The sequence below is a fragment of the Luteococcus sp. Sow4_B9 genome (assembly GCF_052116585.1).
GTDB lineage: Bacteria > Actinomycetota > Actinomycetes > Propionibacteriales > Propionibacteriaceae > Luteococcus.
The window spans coordinates 52,739-71,932 of record NZ_JBQKKT010000005.1 but is presented as its reverse complement, the minus strand read 5'-3'; the positions used below and the strand labels follow the sequence as shown (position 1 = coordinate 71,932).

Below are 19,194 nucleotides of genomic sequence, written 5' to 3'. Positions count from 1 at the left end.
CCGGGTGCGACGGAGCGTCGTACTCCACTGCGGATGTGGTTCAGCATAGGCCCGCGGCCCCGTCTGCGGGGTGAGTCGGCGCCGTCGAGGACGGATCGGTCAATTCACCGATCGGGTCAGTTGACCGGGCTCTCGCCCAGCTCGACGGTTCCCCGGCGCTCCTGACCTGCCGCGTCGGTCCACCCGATCTCCACGCTGTCGCCGGGCTCGTGTTCTGCCAGCTTGTCGCTCAGCGAGGCATGCGTCGTGACATCCATCCCGTCGATGCTGGTGATCCGGTCGCCCCGCTGGAGCCCCACCCGCGCCGCCGGACCGTCCTGCACCACGGAGGAGACCACCATGCTGCGGCCCTCCAGCGTCTGCACCGAGACGCCCAGATAGGCGCGGGGACCCACTCGAGTGGTGCCCTCTTCCTTGCCCTGCTGGATTTCCTCGATGATCTTGCGAGCCCGCTCGATGGGCACGGCATAGCTGGCCACGGTGACGCTCTGCGTCCGGATACCCGACGACGCAGTCTGCCCGGCGGTGGTCATGCCCACCACTTCACCCTCGGCATCGAACATCGGACCTCCGGAATCCCCGGGCTGGGCAGCCGCGGAGGTCTTGATCACGTCGGACAGTTCCTCCTGTCCGCTGGCAGCATTCTCATTGGCCACGGTGATGCTGCTGTTCAGCTCCCGCACCCGCCCCGCGGCGCCACTCAAATAGCCCTGACCATTGGCATTGCCGACGGCGGTGACCTCGTCGCCAACGGCCAGTTGGTCGTCGTCGAAGGTGACCGTCTCCAGGTCCTTGGCGCCCTCAAGCTTCAGCAGGGCCACATCGTTGACGGGATCATGTCCGATCACGTCGGCGGTGTAGCCGCGCCCCGTCGTGGCCAACTGCACGTCAACCCGGGTGCTCGACTGGACCACGTGGTAGTTGGTGAGGACATAGCCGTCCTGGCTGACCACCATGCCGGTGCCGGCGCCGCGGCCGGTGTTGGAGGCGGCTCGGATCAGCACCACGCCACGGCTCTGGTCCTTGCTGGCGCGGGTCGGTTCGGCGCCGGGCTCGCTGTCCTGGCTGTCCGACTCGTCGGCGGTGCCCCACGGATCCCGCGGGCTTCCTTCCGCAGGGAGGGATCCGTCGTCCTGACCGGTCGGGTCCTGGGTGCTTCCGTCGGCGCCGCCCGCTTGTTCCGTCTGGGCCGGCTGAGCTGCGGACGGCGACGGGTTCCCGGACCGCACCACGTCCATGCCGCCCACCATCACGGCGCCCGCGACCACGCCCGTCGCCAGCACTGCCAGCATCGTGCCGCCTCGACGACGCTTCGGGGCAGGGGCGCTGCCCTGGACATACCAGGTGCCGGGCATTCCGTCGGGGCCGGGGACCGTCTGGGGTGCCGGCCACCCGTCCGGCTGGGGGTTGGCTCCGGATTGGGTCTGACTGCCCGATGCGCTGTGGTTGCCCGGTGGCACCGAACCGCCCCAGCCGGGTTCTGCAGACAGTTCCCACGGGGTCTGGGGGAGCTCCTGCTCGCGCCACGGATTCGGCGGCACCTGCCCCGCGACCGGAATCTGGCTGCCCCCAGCGTCAGGGGTCGGGACCTCGCCAGCACCGACGCCCGGGACCTGTGCCTGAGCCTGGGCAGGCTGCCCTGTGCTGGGGGCCTCGGTCAGGGCCGCCTGCCACGGCTGCCCCGACGGCGGCGCCCACGTGGGATCCACCGAAGTCGTCTCGACGCCCGGGGCAGCGGCCGAGTGTGGGGCGGCCGATGCCCCGGTCACGGCGCCCCCCGCAGCGAGGTCCTCGACGGGGATCACCTGGGTGTCCTGCAGGGGCACCACCTGGGTGTCCTCCATGGGGATGACCTGGGTGTGTTCGGTCTGAGCCTGCGTCGAGGGCTCCTCTGGTTGCGGACGCGACCAGAACCAGTCGTCGTTCGGCTGGTTGGTCGGCTGCTGCCCGTGGCCCTGGTGCGTCATGTCGTCCAGTCAACGTCAGAGATCTGCGAAAACCCACGGATCGGGCTGTGAGGAAGCTGTGAACCTGCTCGCGCTCCGTCTCCGGGCCAGGTCTTCGTCCGACTGTCAGAATGGAGAGCATGTCCACTCAGTACTCGGCCTGGCGATGGCTGCGACCTCTCCTCCTCTGTGGAGCGTCAGCGGCCGCAGTGCTGGGCGTCTGGTACGTCTTCGTCCTGACGCGTCGCGGACAGGTGCTGGACACCCTGGCCTACATCGGCGCGGAGTTCGGCAGCGACCGGGTGACACCCACCTTCGAGCAGATCCTGGAGGTGGTCTCGGTCTCCGCGATCGCCCTGGTGATGGTCGCCGTCGGGCTGACCGCGCTGCTCAGACGTCGATGGTTCCTGGCCCTGGAGGCCACGGCAGTGGTGGCGGGCGCGAACCTCGCCACCCAGGTGTTGAAGTACAAGGTCCTGTACCGGCCCCCATTGGTGAACTACCAGGGCCTGACCAGCAACACCTATCCCAGTGGTCACACGACGGCGGCCGCCTCAGCCATGGTCGCGGCACTGCTCGTCGCCCCCCGCGGGCTGAGCTCGGTCATCGCCGTTGTGGGCTCGGGGGTGATGGTGGTCTTCGGCTATGGGACGCTGGCCGCCCGCTGGCACCGCCCGTCCGACGTGGTGGGCGCCTATCTGGTCTGCTTCACCCTGGCTTTCGGAGCGATCTTCCTGGCGGCCCTGCGTCAAGCAGTGATGGCCCGACGCCAGCCCCTTCCGCCCGAGCGTCCGGTGCCGTCGCGTCTGGTGCCGGGTTTGATGGTGGCGGCCGGCGCGGTGGCCCTGGGGGTGGCTGCGGCCTGTGGATGGCTGTCCCGCTCCACGACGGCGGATTTCAGCGACCCGTACCAGCTGGAGTCGACAGTGGCCCAGCACACCCACCTGATCGTCGCCTACCTGGGCGCGGCCGCCGGGGTGTGCGGCGTCGCCGTGGCGGGCATGGGTGTGCTGTTGCGACTGGTTCAGCTGCACGAGCTCCGCTCCGGCCGACCGTCGTGAGCCCCTTCCTCCCCTGATTTCGCACCCGCGCTCTCTGGCAGCTCACCTTCCCCCTGCCGCCCGTCGCGTCCTCGACGTCGCGTGGGATTGGTCACCCCGCGACGGGTACAGCACACGCGAGAACACCAAACCCACGCGAGGGCCATCAGGACACCCCAAACCCACGCGAGCCCACCTCTGGAACACCAGCCACCCCTGCTGCGGTACCCGCCCCAAGCTGTGCCCCCTTCACCCCGCGTGGGATAGGTCACCCCGCGTGGGATTGAGCCCCCATCTCCCACCCCGCGTGGGATTGGTCACCCCGCGACGGGTACAACACACGCGAGAACACCAAACCCACGCGAGGGCCACCAGGGCACCCTGAACCCACGCGCCAACCAGCCCCACCAGCCAGCCCTCAGGCCGCTCGCTCAGGGCAGCAGCGACGCGAAGACCTCCGCGGCCGGCAGATCCTGAGCCGCCGACCAGCCCGCTCCGGCCCAGCCGGAGATCTGCGACGAGTCACCCCGGGCCGCAGCAGCAGCCCGCAGCGGCTTGGTGACCTGGTCCACCTGCGGGTACACCGGTGGAGCGAAGGACTCGTGGCGCTCCATGAAGCCATTCACCAATCCTCGTGCCGGCCGCCCGCTGAAGGCCCGGGTCACCCGCGTCCCGTGGGCCGTCGCCAGCAAGTCCCGGTGGGCCGCACTCGTTCCGGCCTCGGGGCAGCGCAGGAAGGCCGTCCCGGCCTGCACGGCCACCGCGCCGGCGGCCAGCAGTCGCTGCACGTCACCGCGGGTGGCCACTCCACCGGCGGCCACCATCGGCAGCCCCAGCGGCGCCAGTTCTGGCAGCAACGCCAAGGCGTCGCGATGGTTGGGCTCCTTGTCGACGGTGTGGGTGCCGCGATGTCCACCGGCGTCGAATCCCTGCACCACCAGCGCATCAGCCCCGACGTCCTGCGCCGCGCGCGCCTCGTCGAGGTCGGTGACGGTCACCAACACTCGGCTTCCCACCTGGTGCAGCCGCTTGACGTCGTCGACGCGGGGGCAGCCGAAGGTGAAGCTGACCATCTTGACGGGATGCACCTCCACCAACAGGTGCAACTTCTCGGCGTAGTGGTCGTCGTCATTCCAGCGCGGCTGCCCGGCCTCCTGCCCCAGACGGTCGGCGTAGTCGAGCACCCGCTCGGCGTCGCGCTGACGGTCGCTGGGAGCGGGAACGAAGAGGTTCACGCCAAAGGGGGTGTTCGCCACCCCCCGCTCGGTGAGGAGATCCGACAGCCTGGTCAGATTCTGTTCCAGCTGGGCCGCGGTGAGGTAGCCGCCGGGCAGGAATCCGCTGCCGCCCGCCGCACAGACCGCAGCCACCAGCTCCGGCGAGGTGGGGCCGCCGGCCATCGGCGCCGCCAACAGCGGCAGCCCCAGGGGAAGCGGTCGTGGTGCGTGCTCGGTCATGGCGGCTCCTCCATCACTGGCCAATTCCTCACTGGCCCACTTGTCACGGGCCCACTTGTCACGGGCCTACTTGTCACTGGCCCACAGGTGCGGTCCGCCCGGGGCGTCGTCGTCGCGGGCAACACGTCGATCCTCGCAGGTGGCCCGGGCCGACGCCACCCCCTGCCAAACCCTCCAGACCCCCTCCCCAGACAGGACGACGGGCCGCCCACCTCGTCTGAGGTGGACGGCCCGTCGTGGGATGTCCCCGTCCCGTGCTGTCGGGCACGAGGCAGCGACGAGGTCAGACGCGCGGGTCTGCCGTCTCGTCGGTGATCTTCTCGATGGTGGAGGTGTCCACCAGCGAACCCGCGCCCTCACCGGGTGCGGTGGGGTCGACGACGAGGTGGAAGTTGTCGCCGTGGGCGGTGACGCCCTCGACGATCGCCTGCTCCACCGCGGCCTTGGCGTACCGACCACGCACGATCATCGGGTCATTGGCCAGGTCCTTCACCAGCGCGATGGCCATGCCGATCATGATCAGCATGAAGGGCAGGCCGGCGACGATGATGATCTGCTGCAGTCCGCCCAGGGCGTCCTCACCGCCGGTGACCAGCATGATCGCTGCAACGGCACCGGTGGCGACGCCCCAGAAGATCACGGTGGGGCGGCGGGGCTCGATGGTGCCGTTCTCGCTCAGGGTGCCCATCACGATCGAGGCGGCATCGGCACCGGAGACGAAGAAGATGCCCACCAGGATCATCACCAGCACCGAGGTGATGGTGGCCAGCGGCATGGTGTCGAGCAGGGCGAACAGGGTTGCCTCCTCGCCACCGGCCTCGCTGAGCTTGGCACCCAGCTGCTCGGCCTTGATCGCGGCACCACCGAAGATGGAGAACCAGACCAGGCTCACCGCGCTGGGCACCAGCAGCACGCCGGAGACGAACTGGCGGATGGTGCGGCCGCGCGAGATTCGGGCGATGAACATGCCGACGAAGGGAGTCCAGCTGACCCACCAGGCCCAGTAGAAGATGGTCCAGCCGGCCAGCCAGGACGAGGTCTCCTGACCGGCAACACCGGTGCGGGCGCTCATCATCATCAGGTCCTGCAGGTAGGTGCCCAGCGTGGACGGGATCAGGTTCAGGATGAACACGGTCGGGCCGAGCACGAAGACGAACAGGGCCAGCACCAGGGCCAGCACCATGTTGATGTTCGACAGGTACTGGATGCCCCGGCCGACACCGGAGACGGCCGACAGGATGAAGCAGATGGTCAGCACCGTGATCAGCACCACCAGGAAACGGTTGCCCGCCTCGTCGAGCCAGCCGACGATCCTGGCGCCCTCGGCGATCTGCAGCGCGCCCAGGCCCAGCGAGGTGGCCGAGCCGAACAGCGTGGCGAAGATGGCGAAGATGTCGATGACCTTGCCGCCGGGGCCGTAGGTCTGGCGCTTGCCCAGCAGGGGCTCGAAGACCGCGCTGATGGTGAGCGGGCGACCCTTGCGGAAGACGCCATAGGCGATGGCGACGCCGACGATCGCGTAGATGGCCCACGGGTGCAGGCCCCAGTGGAAGAGGGTGGTGGCCATGGCCTTCTTCACGTCCGCGTCGGTGGTGCCGGGCGGCGGGGTGACGAAGTGGGCCAGCGGCTCGGCGGCGCCGTAGAACATGAGGCCAATGCCCATGCCGGCGCTGAACATCATGGCGATCCACGACGCGGTGGTGAACTCGGGTTCCTCACCGTCACGGCCCAGTGGGATGCGGCCGTACGGGCTGGCGGCCAACCACAGGACGAAGAAGACGAAACCTGTGGCGGCCAGGGCGAAGAGCCATCCGGTGTTGCCGACGACCCATTCGAGGCCCTTGCCGGACGCGGTGTTCAGCTGGGTGGGGGCGAGTGCGCCCCAGATGACGAAGGCGATCGACAGCAGTGCCGTGGTGCCGAAGACCACCTTGTCGAGGCTGCCGGGGCGCTCATTCTTGAGCGCTTCCGCCGACGGCTCGAGTGCGGGGTGGGATGCCTCGAGGACCCTGCCCTGGCCGGTCATCCGGGCGATGCCACCGTGGGCATCCAGCAGGTCTCGGGGGCCGCTCGCGGAGAGCGGGCTTCCGGTGCGGGTCTTGTTGCTGACTGGGCGGGCAGCGGACCCTGAATGCTTGCGCTCACGCCGGGGCCGGCCCGGCGGATTCTTGTCTTCTGGTCGCTCTTGCTCGGCCATGTGATGTGCCTCCTGGGATTGACGAACCATTCGACGCTACCCCATGCAGGGCACTTCCTCCGAGTGCCGAAATCCATCACTCCTCGTCCACGCACGGGGGCGAGGGTGTCCGATCTGCCTTCTACATGGCCTTTCGCGGGGGTCCACATCCCGAGATTTTTCTTCACAAGCGGAACTCCCAGCGCGTGTCGAGCTCGCGGGCCGGGGGGCGGTGCGCTGGTGCCGGTGCTGGTGCCGACGCCAAGGGGCCGGGCCCGGCGGGAGAGTTCTCCCACCGGGCCCGGCCCGTCATTCCTTGGGGTTGTGGAGCCTGGGCTCCACAGGTCACTGCTGCTTGCGCCCGCGGATCATGGCGATCGCGCCGGTGACCACCAGACCAAGTCCGGCCAGCAGGCCGCCCGCGGTCATCTCATTGCCGGTGTTGGGCAGCATCTTCTGGATCGGGCTGCTGGGCTGCTGCTCGTCCTCGGTCTGCGGCATCGGCAGGTCGGTCACCTGCTCCTGGTCGTCGAACTCGGGCACCGGCACGGTGGTCGGCTCCTGCTCGTCGTCGGTCTGCGGAAGCGGCATGTCGACAGGCGTCTCGTCCACCGGGGTGCGTTCGGCGGGAACCGTGGGCTCCTGCGACGGGGCCGGGGTCTCCTCCGCGTCCTCGACCGTGACGGTCTGCGGCTCGGAGTTGATGTCCTCGTGGGTGGCGACGGTCTGGTCATCCTCGGTGCCGATCAGGCCGTCGGGGCCCTCCAGCACGACCTTCTCGAAGACCACCAGGGTCTTGCCGGCATAGGTGGACGGGATGGTGAAGTCCAGGCTGACCTGGCCATCCGCGGCCTCCGGGACGAAGGTGGTGCTGTTGGTGATGCCGGTCTCCTTGGCGGTGCCGTCGGCCAGCTTCTCCATGACCTTGCCGGTCAGCGTGTACTTCGTTCCGGGCTTGAGACCGGTGTAGTCCACCAGGTCGGTGATGACACCGCCGTTGTCGTCGATGACCTTGTCCTTGTCCGACTTGTCGGCGGCCGTGGTGCCCAGGCTGGGCGTGGCCTCCGGGGTCGGCTCAGGCGTCACCTCGGGAGTGGGCTCCGGCGTCACGACGGGCGTGGGCTTGGGCGTGGCCTCCGGGGTCGGCTCAGGCGTCACCTCGGGAGTGGGCTCCGGCGTCACGACGGGCGTGGGCTCGGGCGTGGCCTCCGGGGTCGGCTCAGGCGTCACCTCAGGAGTCGGCTCCGGCGTCACGACGGGCGTCGGCTCCGGCGTCGGCTCCGGCGTCGGGGCCTCCTCGACGGTCACGGTCTGACCCGCGTCATTGATGTCCTCATGGGTGGCGACGGTCTCGTCGTCATCCGTGTGGATCGCGCCGTCCTCACCGGGCAGGGTCACCTGCTCGAAGACCACCAAGGTCTTGCCGGCGAAGCTGCCGGGCACGGTGAAGTCGAGCGAGATCTGGCCGTCGGCCTTCTCGGCAATGAAGGTGGTCCAAGCGGTGATGCCGGTCTCCTTCGAGCTGCCGTCCGCCAGCTTCTCCATGACCTTGCCATTGAGCGTGTACTTCGTTCCGGGCTTGAGACCGGAGTAGTCCACCAGGTCGGAGATCACACCGCCGTCGGCGTCGATGACCTTGTCCTTGTCCGACTTGTCGGCCGCGGTGGTGCCCAGGCTGGGCGTGGCCTCCGGGGTCGGCTCGGGCGTCACGACGGGCGTGGGCTCGGGCGTCGGCTCGGGCGTCGGCTCGGGCGTGGGCTCGGGCGTGACCTCAGGAGTCGGCTCGGGCGTCACGACGGGAGTGGGCTCGGGCGTGACCTCAGGAGTCGGCTCAGGCGTCACCTCAGGAGTCGGCTCCGGCGTCACCTCCGGCGTCGGCTCGGGGGTCGGGGCCTCCTCGACGACCACGGTCTGCGGGGTCGAGTTGATGTCCTCGTGCGAGATGACGGGCACGATACCGGCGCTGGCGCTGCCGGCGGTCACGTACTCGAAGGCCACCAGGGTCTTGCCGGCGAACTCGGCGGGAACCTGGAAGTCGAGCTCCACCTCACCGTCGGCCGCGGTGGGCGTGAAGGTGGTGGTGTTGGTGATGCCGGTGTCGATGGCATTGCCGTTGGCGTCGCGCTCCATCAGCTTGCCGGTCAGGGTGTACTCGACACCGGGCTGCAGGCCCTTGTAGACCACCAGGTCGGTGATGGTGCCGCCAGCGGCGGTCAGCGTCTGGTCGGAATCGGCAGCGTCGCTGGCAAAGGTGCCGATCTCGGCCGGGACGGGCTCCGGAGTCGGCTCGGGCGTCACCTCAGGGGTCGGCTCGGGCGTCACCTCAGGAGTCGGCTCGGGCGTCACCTCAGGAGTCGGCTCAGGCGTCACCTCAGGAGTCGGCTCCGGCGTGACCTCAGGCGTCGGGGCCGGCGGCGTGGGCTCCTCGGTCGGAGTCGGAGTGGGCGTCGGGGTCTCCGACGGCACCGGGGTCTCCTCGACGGTGACGGTCTGCGGGACGGAGTTGATGTCCTCGTGCGAGATGACGGGCACGATGCCGCTGCTCTCGGTGCCGGCGGTCACGTACTCGAAGACCACCAGGGTCTTGCCGGCGAACTCGGCCGGAACCTGGAAGTCCAGGGTCACGGCGCCGTCAGCGGCAGTGGGCGTGAACGTGCGGGTGTTGGTGATGCCAGTGTCGATGGCATTGCCGTTGGCATCGCGCTCCATGACCTTGCCGGTCAGGGTGTACTCGACGCCCGGCTTGAGCCCCTTGTAGACCACCAGGTCGCTGATGGTGCCACCGGTGGCGGCGATCACCTGGTCCTGGTCGGCGGCATCGGTCGCGGTGGTGCCGATCTCGACGGGGACGCTCTCCTCGACGGTCACGGTCTGCGGGAGGGAGTTGATGTCCTCGTGGGTGGCGACGGTCTCGTCGTCGGAGGTGTTGATGGTGGCGTCCGGACCGGGCAGCGTGACCTTCTCGAAGACGACGAGCGTCTTGCCGGCGAACTCAGCGGGGATGGTGAAGTCCAGGGTGACCTGACCGTCGGCCGCGGTGGGCGTGAAGGTGGTGCTGTTGGTGATGCCGGTCTCGACGGCGGTGCCATCGGCCAGCTTCTCCATGACCTTGCCGGTCAGGGTGTACTCGGTGCTGGGCTGCAGACCCTTGTAGTCCACCAGGTCGGTGACGACGCCGCCCTCAGGAGCGATCACCTTGTCCTGGTCCGACTTGTCGGCAGCGATGGTGCCGATCTCGGGCACGACGACCTCGCGCTGCTGGACCGTGACGGTCTGGGCGGCGTCGTTGATGTCGGTGTGCTCGGCGACGTCGTGGAAGCCACCGCCCAGGTCGTCCATGTTGAGGTCTTCGAAGATGACCAGGGTCTTGCCAGCGAACTCGGCCGGGATCTGGAAGTCGATGCTGACCTCACCCGCGGAGCTGGTGGGCGTGAAGGTGATGGTGTTGGTGATGCCGGTCTCGATGGCCTCGCCATTGGCACCCTTCTCCATGACCTTGCCGATCAGGGTGTACTCGTGACCCGGGACCAGACCCTTGTAGTCGACGACGTCGGTGATGACACCACCGTCGGCGGAGATGATCTTGTCCTGGTCCGACTTGTCGGAGGCGGTGGTGCCGATCTCGGCAGTCTCCTCCGGTGCGGCCGGCACGAAGCTGGCGGCCAGGAGGTTCTGCACGTAGGGGTTCTGGCTGGTGGGGGTGTACAGGTCCAGCGTCATGTTCGGCGGCGCGGTGCGCAGGGTCACGGAGCTGTCCATGCCGATGAGGGCACGGTAGGCCTGGACCTCGTTGTAGTCGGCGTACTGCGGCGCGATGTCAGTACCGTCGGTGAAGTACCAGATGGCTTCCTGGGTCACATTGCGCATCTGCGCGTCAGTCAGGCCGAACTGGGTCTGGATTCCGGCGGCGTCGTAGCCGTAGCCGTTGTAGATGGTGCGAAGGACAGCTGCGCGCAGCGCTTCGGCGCCCAGGATCTCGCCTTCGGCCGCGGCGGCGAAGCTGGTGGCCGTTCCGATCTCCTTGATGAAGGCGCTGCCACCATCGCTGGTGCGCAGTGGCTGGTCGCGATCGAAGTTGAAGCAGTAGACGACCTCGCCGTTGGCCGGATCGTTGACGCTCGGCGGCGTCATGCTCACGTACAGCGAGGCGTTGTCGACGAAGTTGCCGTAGGCATCCTGCCCCTCGAAGCCGTTGGCCCAGCCGTAGTATGTGTCGCCGTAGTCGGCGAAGGCGGGAGTGGCACTCACCGCAGCGAAAGAGATGGACAGACCGGCCGCAAGGGCGATGGCGGTCGTCTTCCCCGTGAACTTCTTCATGTCAATTCCCCCAAGGAATCTCAGTGAGCACCCCCCGGCGCTCTACATGAAGAACAATATGATGTCATTCATATCCAACGCCCCATTCCCGGCTTTCACTCAGACTGCCTTCAGGGACAACCGTCCAGAACTTGAACAAATTGAAATGGGGGAATTGGCCAGACAGCCTGGAAATCACACCTGCGCAGGAAATGCCAGCGCATCGACGAGGCAAACGCACACCGTGAGAGAGCCGATGACCACCACGGCCGCGAGCCCCGCCCCACGGGCGCACCCCGATCGTCGCAACCGGGACCGGGCCGAGACAACGGCGAGCAAGGCGACATGATCCGCGCACGGACACCCCCGCCACGGAGGTGACAGCGGCGTGGATGACAGCGGCGCGCATGACAGCGGCGGGGGCGACAGCGGCGCGGGTCACGCTGACCGCGAAGGGACTGAGCCCCACCGGATGGGAAACGATCGGTCCACATCCACCCGGAAATGCACCGCGGGCTCGGAAAATCCCGAGAAGGATCTCCGAGCCCGCGCCTGTATTCCAACCCGGCCAGATCCCCCGATCATGGCCAGGTCATTCATTGTGCTGCCGTGGGACTTCCCCCGAAATCCTTGGCAACCGATGCACCAATTTCCCCCGAAATCGGTGACATCAATTCCCCGCCACTTCCCTCCCCCGAGGAATGTGACGAGTTACGGGATTCCCCCGAATCCCTGACGAATCAGCCACTCCCCCGAGGGCCTTTCGTCACCATTGACTTTGCCCCCTGGCGCCCTGTGAAGGAAAGTTAACGGTGAACGAAAGGGTCCCTCCTCAGACTCAGAACAGTTTTCCCCCGCCTGATGTCACGCAATCACGTGACACGGCCCAGGGCCCCGCCGAGCCCTACACAGGGACCCGCACACCCCCGCCTGGCCCCCGCATGTCAATGGACAGGGAAAAGCAGCGGGGCCAGCCCCCAGAGGGAGCCGGCCCCAGCGTCGTGCACGACGGCCACGTCCTGCGTTCGGGCCACCGGACCCGACGGCCAGACCTCGATCAGCCAGCCGCGCGACGCGGCGGGATGACCGGGGCCACCCGTCGGCGGTCGCGCACCATCAGACCAGCGGCAACGCCACCGATACCCAGCAGCAGGGTGCTGACGCCCACCGCAGGACCGGAGCCGGCCATCAGGAGCTCCTCCTCCAACTGGTTGGCCGTGCGACTGAAGGCCGGGGTGGAGGGCGTGCGACCGACCACCTCGGCCGGCACCTCTTGCAGTTCACGCAGCGCGCTCATCGGCGCCTGGACGAAAGGGACCTTCACGATGATCTGCAGCGCCGGGTTCTCCACGGCGCCGGGCACCAGCGAAGCCAGGGCGGACTGGGCCGCGGCCGCGGGGATCACGAGCGGCTTGAAGCCGCCACCCTGCGTGCCCAGCACGCTGACCAGCTTGGGCTGCTTGGCCATCGCCTGACGGCGGGCGGCGGCCTCACGGGCCAGGCGCGCCTGCTCGGCAGCGGTGGGCGGCAGGATTCCCTGCTTGCCGACGGCTGCCTGCTTGGCGCGCGCGGCCTGACCCGACTGCACCTTGCTCTGCGCGGGACGAGCGGGCCTGTTGACGATCGCGGGGCGCACGGCCGGCCTGGCCGGCGTGGCCACCGTGTTCTTGACCGTCGGCATCTTCACGGTGGGAGCCGTCACCGTGCGCGTGGTCCTCGTCGTGGTCTTCGGGGCCGTGTAGCGGGTGGTCGTCGGGGCCTTCACTGTCGTCGTGGTGGGCGCCTTCACCGTCGTCGGCGCCTTCACCGTCGTCGTGCTGTTGGTGTAGGTGCGCGGGGTCGTCGTGACGGACTTCGTGGTGGTCCGGGTGGTGGTGGACGTGCCGGAGGCAACCGGCGCCAGGGCCGTGGGTGCCTTCTTGATGGTGACCACCTTGGTGGCCGGCTTCACCGTGGTCGTCGTGGAGGTGTAGCTGGTGCTCACCGACGTGCCGCCGCTGGTGGTGGCGGTTGTGGTGGTTCCGCTGCCGTCCGAGGCCACGGGCGCAGCCCAGGCGATGGTTCCCAGACAGGTCAGCGATGCGGCCAGGCTCGCGCTGATCGCGGCCGTGGACATGCGAAATCGTGTGTGTGCCATGGTGGTGCCCCCCGTCGTCAGGCGCTCGACGTCACGCCCGTTCGGACACCAATCTATTTCGACCGACATGGAATCCTGGGCGGATGCCCCATTGGCTCAGCCGAGCATCAGCCACTTCAGCATCCGTCCAGCAAAGGTGGGTGGGGCCACCGTCGAGCCGACCGCCCCACCCACCATCGCAGCTTGTCAGCCCGCCAGTACCACGTGGAGCGTGCGCGGCCCGTGCACTCCCTCCACGCGGCTCAACTCGATGTCGCTGGTGGCCGAGGGGCCACTGATCCAGGTGATCGGCTGCCCCTGTCGGATGGATTCCTGCAGGCGCCCCACGGCCTGGGGAATGTCGGAGACCACCTGCCCCACGCGCACCACGCAGATGTGCGCATCCGGCACCAGGCTCAGGGCGCGACGTCCCTGGTCTGGCCCGTGGTCCAGCATGATGGTGCCGCTCTCGGCTGCGCCCACCACGGCGGCCGTCACGACGGCACCAATGGCGTTGAGTCGGTCATTGCCCAGCGGCGGGTCGTCCCGAACCACCTCGACGCCGGCTGCCGCCACCGCCTCACACCAGGCCTGGGGAAGCCCGGCCGGCACCACGGCATCCGCCGCGCCGAGGCTCTGGAGCCCCGCGACGACGGCCGCGGCGATCTCCTCGTCGGAGCCCCCCACGCGCACCACCGTCGCCTTGTAGTCCTCCACCCGCTCCACGAAGCGCTCCACCACGTCGGGCATGGCGGTGGGTTGCTCGTAGGCCCAGGCCACCGGCACGTCCTCCACCGGGTTGGTGGCCTGCACGTCGGCCAGCGCGGTGCGCACCCGGCCCAGGATCTCCTCGCGCGCGTTCACTTCTGCTCCCCCTTGGCCTGGTTGCGGTCGTTGGCCTTCTGTTCTCGTTCGCGTTCCTTCCACCAGGCCCGGAAGCTCTGCTCCGGCACCATCGGCACGTCGCGCGCATTGGTCCACTTGCTCAACGGCCAGGGCAGCGGCCCGAAGTGGTCGAAGGCCTTGCCCAGCACCTTGCCGCCCAGGGTGTTCTCGGCCCCCAGCGCGGCGCTCCACCGACGGCTGTCGGAGAACATCCAGGTGGCCGACTTCATGATCGCCGGCTCGGCGTGGACGTTGAGGCCCTTGGTGCTGATCTTCGGGTCGGCCGCCTTGGCCTCCACGGCCTTGTTGCGCTCGTGCACCAGCAGCTGCATCAACGGGATCTTCACCGGACAGACGTCATTGCAGGCGCCACACAGTGTGGAGGCGAAGGGCAGCGAGCGGTCCACTGGGTTCTTCATCTGCCGCAGCTGCGGCGTGAGCACCGCGCCGATCGGGCCCGGGTAGACCGAACCGTAGGCGTGGCCACCGACCTTCTCGTAGACCGGGCAGACATTGATGCAGGCCGAACAGCGGATGCAGCGCAGTGCGTCTCGACCCACGGTGTCGGCCAGCACATTGGTGCGGCCATTGTCGACGAGCACAACGTGCATCTCCTGCGGCCCGTCACCGGGGGTCGGTCCGGTCCACAGGCTGGTGTACGGGTTCATCCGCTCGGCGGTGGAGCTGCGAGGCAGCAGCTGCAGGAAGACCTCCAGGTCGGCGACCGTCGGCACGATCTTCTCGATGCCCACGACGCTGATCAGGGTGTCGGCCAGCGTCAGGCACATCCGGCCATTGCCCTCCGACTCCACCACCGCCAGCGTGCCGGTCTCGGCGACGGCGAAGTTGGCGCCGCTGATGGCCACCTTGGCGCGCATGAACTTCTCTCGCAGGTGGGCACGGCTGGCGGCGGCGAGGTTCTTCGGCTCGGAGTCGAGCCCTTCAGGTGCTGCCTTGCCATAGTTGCCCATCTCTTCGGTGAAGATCTCGCGCACCTCGGCCCGATTGCGGTGGATGGCGGGCACCAGGATGTGCGACGGGCGGTCGTGGCCCATCTGCACGATCAGCTCGGCCAGGTCGGTCTCCCAGGCGGCGACACCATGGGCCTCGAGGGCCTCGTTCATGTCGATCTCCTGGGTGGCCATGCTCTTGACCTTCACGACCTCCTGGTACGGCTCGTCGGCGAGCTTCTCCTTCACCAGCCCGACGATGATCCGGTTGGCCTCCTCGGCATCCCGGGCCCAGTGGACGGTGGTCCCGGCGGCGGTGAGGCTGGCCTCCAGCTGCTCCAGATAGGTGTCGAGGTGGCGCAGGGTGCGGTTCTTGATGGCCTCGCCGGCCGCCCGCATCTCCTCCCAGTTGTCGAGCTCGGCGACGACGCGATCCCGCTTGGTGCGGATGGTGGTCATGGCGTGGTGCAGGTTCTTGCGCTGCACGGGCTTCTCGAGCTCGCGACGAGCGGCGTCGGGAAAGAGGGGCGAGTCGACGAGTTCACCCTGGGGCGGGGCCGGGGTGAGCCGGGCGACGCCGTGGTTGTTGGCGGTGACCAGCTTCAGCGCTCCCCCGGCCCCGCTGCCGGGCGTGGGCGCGACATCGCTGAGCGGCGCCGCGGCTGGCTGGGTGAACTCCATGGCGTCGTTGTCGGCATTGCGGATCTGGTCGTTCTCGGTGGTCATCGGGCTCCGCCCGTCCTCCATGTTCATCGGGCTCCGCCCGTCCTCGGTGCTCATCGGGCTCCGCCCGTCCTCGGTGCTCATCGCGCGACTCCCGTCAGGCTCTCGTCGGTACTGGCCAGGATCTCGGCCAGGTGGATCGGCTTGATCCCCGACTGCTGGCGGTTCAGCACGCCGGAGATGTTCAGCAGGCAGGCGTTGTCGCCCGCCACCAGGTACTCGGCTCCCGTCGAGGCGACATGTCGTGCCTTGTCGGAGGCCATCGCGACGCTGACGTCGGGATTCTTCAGGCTGAAGGTGCCGCCGAAGCCGCAGCAGCGGTTCGCGTCGGGCAGCTCCACCAGCTCGATCCCCCGCACCGCCTGCAGCAGCTGGTAGGGGCGGTCCCCCACCTTGGCGACGCGCATCGAGTGGCAGGTGGGGTGGTAGGTGACGCGGTGCGGGAAGTAGGCGCCGACGTCGGTGACCCCGAGCACGTCCACCAGCAGTTCGGTGAAGTCGTAGGTGTTGCCCGCCACTCGCTTCACCTCGGCCACCAGCCCGGCGTCGCCGGTGCGTTCGGCCAGCATCTCGTGCTGCTCCCGCACGGCGCCGACGCAGGAGCCCGACGGGCCCAGGATGTAGTCGTAGTCGGCGAAGACCTTGGCGTAGTTGCGGACCAGCGGGATGGTCTCGTCGAAGTAGCCGGAGTTGGTGAAGGCCTGGCCGCAGCAGGTCTGCCCCTCGGGGAACTCGACGGTGCAGCCGAGGCGCTCCAGCACGTCGACCACGGCCTTGGGCGTGTTGGGGAACATCGCGTCATTGATGCAGGTGGCGAACAGGGCGACGGTCTTCCCCTGCCCCGGAAGGGTGGTGCTCATCGAGACCTCCTCGGTCGGTTGGATCGATCGGTTGGATCGGTGGGACGGTGCGGCGGGATAATGGGTGGACGGCCCGGTCCGGGGATTCATGGAAGCATCCAGGACAGGATGGGCGTGGACTGCAGGCCGACCATGATGCTGATCAGCGCCAGCAGGACCAAGGACCACCCGATGGTCTTGCGCAGGATGAGGGATTCCTTGCCCACCAGGCCGACGGCGGTGGCGACGATGGCGATGTTCTGCGGGCTGACCAGCTTGCCCGCCACACCGCCAGCGGTGTTGGCGGAGGCGAGCAGCGCCGGATCCAGCCCGGTCTCCCGCCCGACGGTGGCCTGCAGGCCGCAGAAGAGCGCATTGGCCGAGGTGTCGGAACCCGTCACCGCCACGCCGATCCAGCCCAGCACCGGGCTGAGGAAGGCGAAGGCCGCCCCGGCGCCGGCGATCCAGGTGCCGATGGTGGTGGTCTGCCCGGACAGGTTCATCACATAGGCCAGGGCCACCACCGAGCCGATGGTCAGCACGGTGTGGCGCAGCTTGTGCGCCGTCTGGGCCAGCTCGCCCCAGGCGTCGGCGAAGGAGACCTTGTAGATGATGGCGGTGAGGATGGTGACGAAGGCCAGGATGGTGCCCGCGCCGGAGAGCCACTGGAAGGTGTAGTGCGTGGTGGAAACCACATGGCCGGCATTGTCCAGGACCCGTCCGTGCAGTCCGGGCCAGTCGATCCCGATGTCGGTGCTCCTCAGCGCCCTTTGCAGGGGCTTGACCAGGTTCACCAGCGAGAAGGTGATGACCACCAGGATGTAGGGCAGCAAGGCCATCGCGATCCGACCGGGGGTCAGGGGTCCCGTGGGCCGGGCAGCACCCTGGTGGGTGGCCGCGACGTCTGCGGCGTCGAGCTCTCCCTCGTCGGAGCGCTCGCCGGCCAATCGCGCGCGAGCCTCGTCGGTGCCCTTCGGCTGCCAGAAGCGCATCAGCAGCACGCCGGCCCCGATCCCCACCAGGGAGGCGATCACGTCAGTCAGCTCCACGGAGATGTGGTTGGAGGTGATCCACTTGGCGGCGGCAAAGGAGAAGCCGATCACCAGCGCGGCGGGCCAGGCCTCCTTGAGCCCCTTCACCCCATCGACGATCAGCAGCAGCAGGAAGGGCACCACGACGGCGAGGACGGCGGTCTGGCGGCCGACGATGGCCCCGATCTGCTCATAGGGGATACCCGAGACCTTGCCCGCGGTGATGATCGGGATGGCGACGGCGCCGAAGGCGACGGGCGCGGTGTTGGCCACCATCACCGCGACGGCGGCCTTGAGCTTTGGGAATCCCACGGCCAGCAGCATCACGCCGGTGATCGCGACGGGGGCTCCGAATCCGGCCAGTGCCTCCAGCAGGCCGCCGAAGCAGAAGGCAACCAGCAGGGCCGTGATGCGGGGATCGTCGCTGATCAGGTCGAAGGTGGCGCGCAGGTCCTCGAAGCGTCCGCTCACGACGGTCACCTGGTAGAACCAGATGGCCATCAGCACGATCCACACGATGGGGAAGAGGCCGAAGACGAATCCCTCGCTCGCGCTCAACAGGGCCAGGTCAACGGGCATGCGGAAGGCGAGCACCGCGGTGGCCAGTCCGGCGGCCACGGCCACCAGGCCGGCGACGTGCGCCTTCCACTTGAGGATGCCGAGCCCGACAAAGATCACGACGAGGGGCAGCAGCGCCACGAGGACCGACAGCAGGACCGATCCGAGGGGATAGAGCTCTGGGGTGAAGGTGTTCATGAGGGACTCCGTCGTCCGATTGCTTGGTATGACCAAAGTGTGGTCCAACCATAGAACACGTCGGCAGGACTTGAAAAGAGCCCACCAGCAAAGATTCCGGATGTCGCGAGAGCTCTCCGGCGAGAACCCCTCATGAAGTGGAAGACTGGAACCCATGAGCACGACCCCCATACCCGCAGGCAACCCGCCCGCCCCGAAGCGCGCCTTCGAGACGGTCCTCCAGCACATCGAGTCCCTGATCCTCGATGGCAGCCTGCGCGTCGGCGACCGCCTGCCGGCAGAACGAGACCTGGCCCTCCAGCTGCATGTGAGCCGTCCCGCCATCCGCGAGGCGATCCGAACCCTCGAGGCCCAGGGAGTGCTCGCCAGCCGCGTCGGCAGCGGCGCCAACTCCGGCACCCACGTGATCAGCGAGCGCAGTCAGGCGCTGGGACGCCTGCTGCGCCTACAGGTGGCGCTCTCCCAGTTCCCCCTCGACGAGGTGGTGATCGCCCGGATCGCCCTGGAGCGCAGCAGCGTCCAGCTCGCCGCCGCACAGCACACCCCGCAGGCAGCGCAGGAGACCCTGGAACTCCTGGAGCAGATGGAAGGAACCGAGGCCATCGAGGAGTTCAACGGCCTGGACACCCGCTTCCACATCCAGCTGGCCCTGATGGGCCACAACACCCTGGTGGCGGACCTGACCCAGGGCATCCGCGAGAGCCTGCGTGGCCCCATCCTGCGCGCCGAACGCACCATGGATGACTGGCCCGCGATGCGCAGCCAGCTGGCGGCCGAGCACCGCGGCATCGTCGATGCGGTCATTGCCCGCGACGGCGGACTGGCCGCGGATCGCGTGGAGCAGCACATCCGACGGAGCTACGAGGTGCTGCAGCCACGCCTGGGACAATGAGACCGGGACAATGAGACGGGGGCTATGAGACGTCGCCCATCGAGGGCGGGGGCCCGGCGACGTCCACCGTGGGGAATAATCCAACTT

General features: G+C 68.4%; 11 protein-coding genes. 2 read left to right on the top strand and 9 right to left on the bottom strand.

The genetic code is table 11. The features are described from left to right. Window positions 1-116: 116 nt before the first annotated feature. Entirely contained in the window at window positions 117-1,967 is a 1,851-nt protein-coding gene (locus tag ACTQ49_RS05085; RefSeq protein ID WP_441826767.1) for a trypsin-like peptidase domain-containing protein, read from the bottom strand. A 119-nt stretch (window positions 1,968-2,086) separates the two neighbouring features. On the opposite strand from ACTQ49_RS05085, the gene ACTQ49_RS05080 reads away from it, so the two are divergent. Beyond that, entirely contained in the window at window positions 2,087-3,007 is a 921-nt protein-coding gene (locus ACTQ49_RS05080; protein WP_441826766.1) for a phosphatase PAP2 family protein, read from the top strand. Between the two features lie 410 nt (window positions 3,008-3,417). Here the strand turns inward: ACTQ49_RS05080 and ACTQ49_RS05075 are convergent, their stop codons facing one another. From ACTQ49_RS05075 to ACTQ49_RS05040, 8 genes are all read right to left on the bottom strand, one after another. Next, a complete protein-coding gene (locus ACTQ49_RS05075; RefSeq protein WP_441826765.1) occupies window positions 3,418-4,443 on the bottom strand; it encodes a nitronate monooxygenase in 1,026 nt (341 codons plus the stop codon). A 283-nt stretch (window positions 4,444-4,726) separates the two neighbouring features. Continuing rightward, window positions 4,727-6,640 (bottom strand): BCCT family transporter, encoded by a 1,914-nt coding sequence (locus ACTQ49_RS05070; RefSeq protein WP_441826764.1) that lies wholly within the window; start codon window positions 6,638-6,640, stop codon window positions 4,727-4,729. Between the two features lie 324 nt (window positions 6,641-6,964). Next, window positions 6,965-10,936, bottom strand: a complete 3,972-nt coding sequence (locus tag ACTQ49_RS05065) for a VaFE repeat-containing surface-anchored protein (RefSeq protein WP_441826763.1) — start codon at window positions 10,934-10,936, stop codon at window positions 6,965-6,967. Between the two features lie 1,036 nt (window positions 10,937-11,972). Then, complete coding sequence (locus ACTQ49_RS05060) at window positions 11,973-13,031, bottom strand: hypothetical protein (protein ID WP_441826762.1); 1,059 nt, start codon at window positions 13,029-13,031, stop codon at window positions 11,973-11,975. A gap of 207 nt (window positions 13,032-13,238) precedes the next feature. Beyond that, complete coding sequence (locus tag ACTQ49_RS05055) at window positions 13,239-13,895, bottom strand: LutC/YkgG family protein (RefSeq protein ID WP_441826761.1); 657 nt, start codon at window positions 13,893-13,895, stop codon at window positions 13,239-13,241. Next, on the bottom strand, window positions 13,892-15,673 hold the full coding sequence (locus tag ACTQ49_RS05050; protein ID WP_441826760.1) for a LutB/LldF family L-lactate oxidation iron-sulfur protein: 1,782 nt from the start codon (window positions 15,671-15,673) through the stop codon (window positions 13,892-13,894). Before ACTQ49_RS05050 ends, ACTQ49_RS05055 begins: the two co-directional genes overlap by 4 nt. Next, entirely contained in the window at window positions 15,670-16,449 is a 780-nt protein-coding gene (locus ACTQ49_RS05045) for a (Fe-S)-binding protein (protein WP_441826759.1), read from the bottom strand. Before ACTQ49_RS05045 ends, ACTQ49_RS05050 begins: the two co-directional genes overlap by 4 nt. A gap of 86 nt (window positions 16,450-16,535) precedes the next feature. Next, window positions 16,536-18,215, bottom strand: a complete 1,680-nt coding sequence (locus tag ACTQ49_RS05040) for an L-lactate permease (RefSeq protein ID WP_441826758.1) — start codon at window positions 18,213-18,215, stop codon at window positions 16,536-16,538. 154 nt (window positions 18,216-18,369) lie between these two features. On the opposite strand from ACTQ49_RS05040, the gene ACTQ49_RS05035 reads away from it, so the two are divergent. Beyond that, entirely contained in the window at window positions 18,370-19,107 is a 738-nt protein-coding gene (locus ACTQ49_RS05035) for a FadR/GntR family transcriptional regulator (protein WP_441826757.1), read from the top strand. Window positions 19,108-19,194 lie beyond the last annotated feature (87 nt).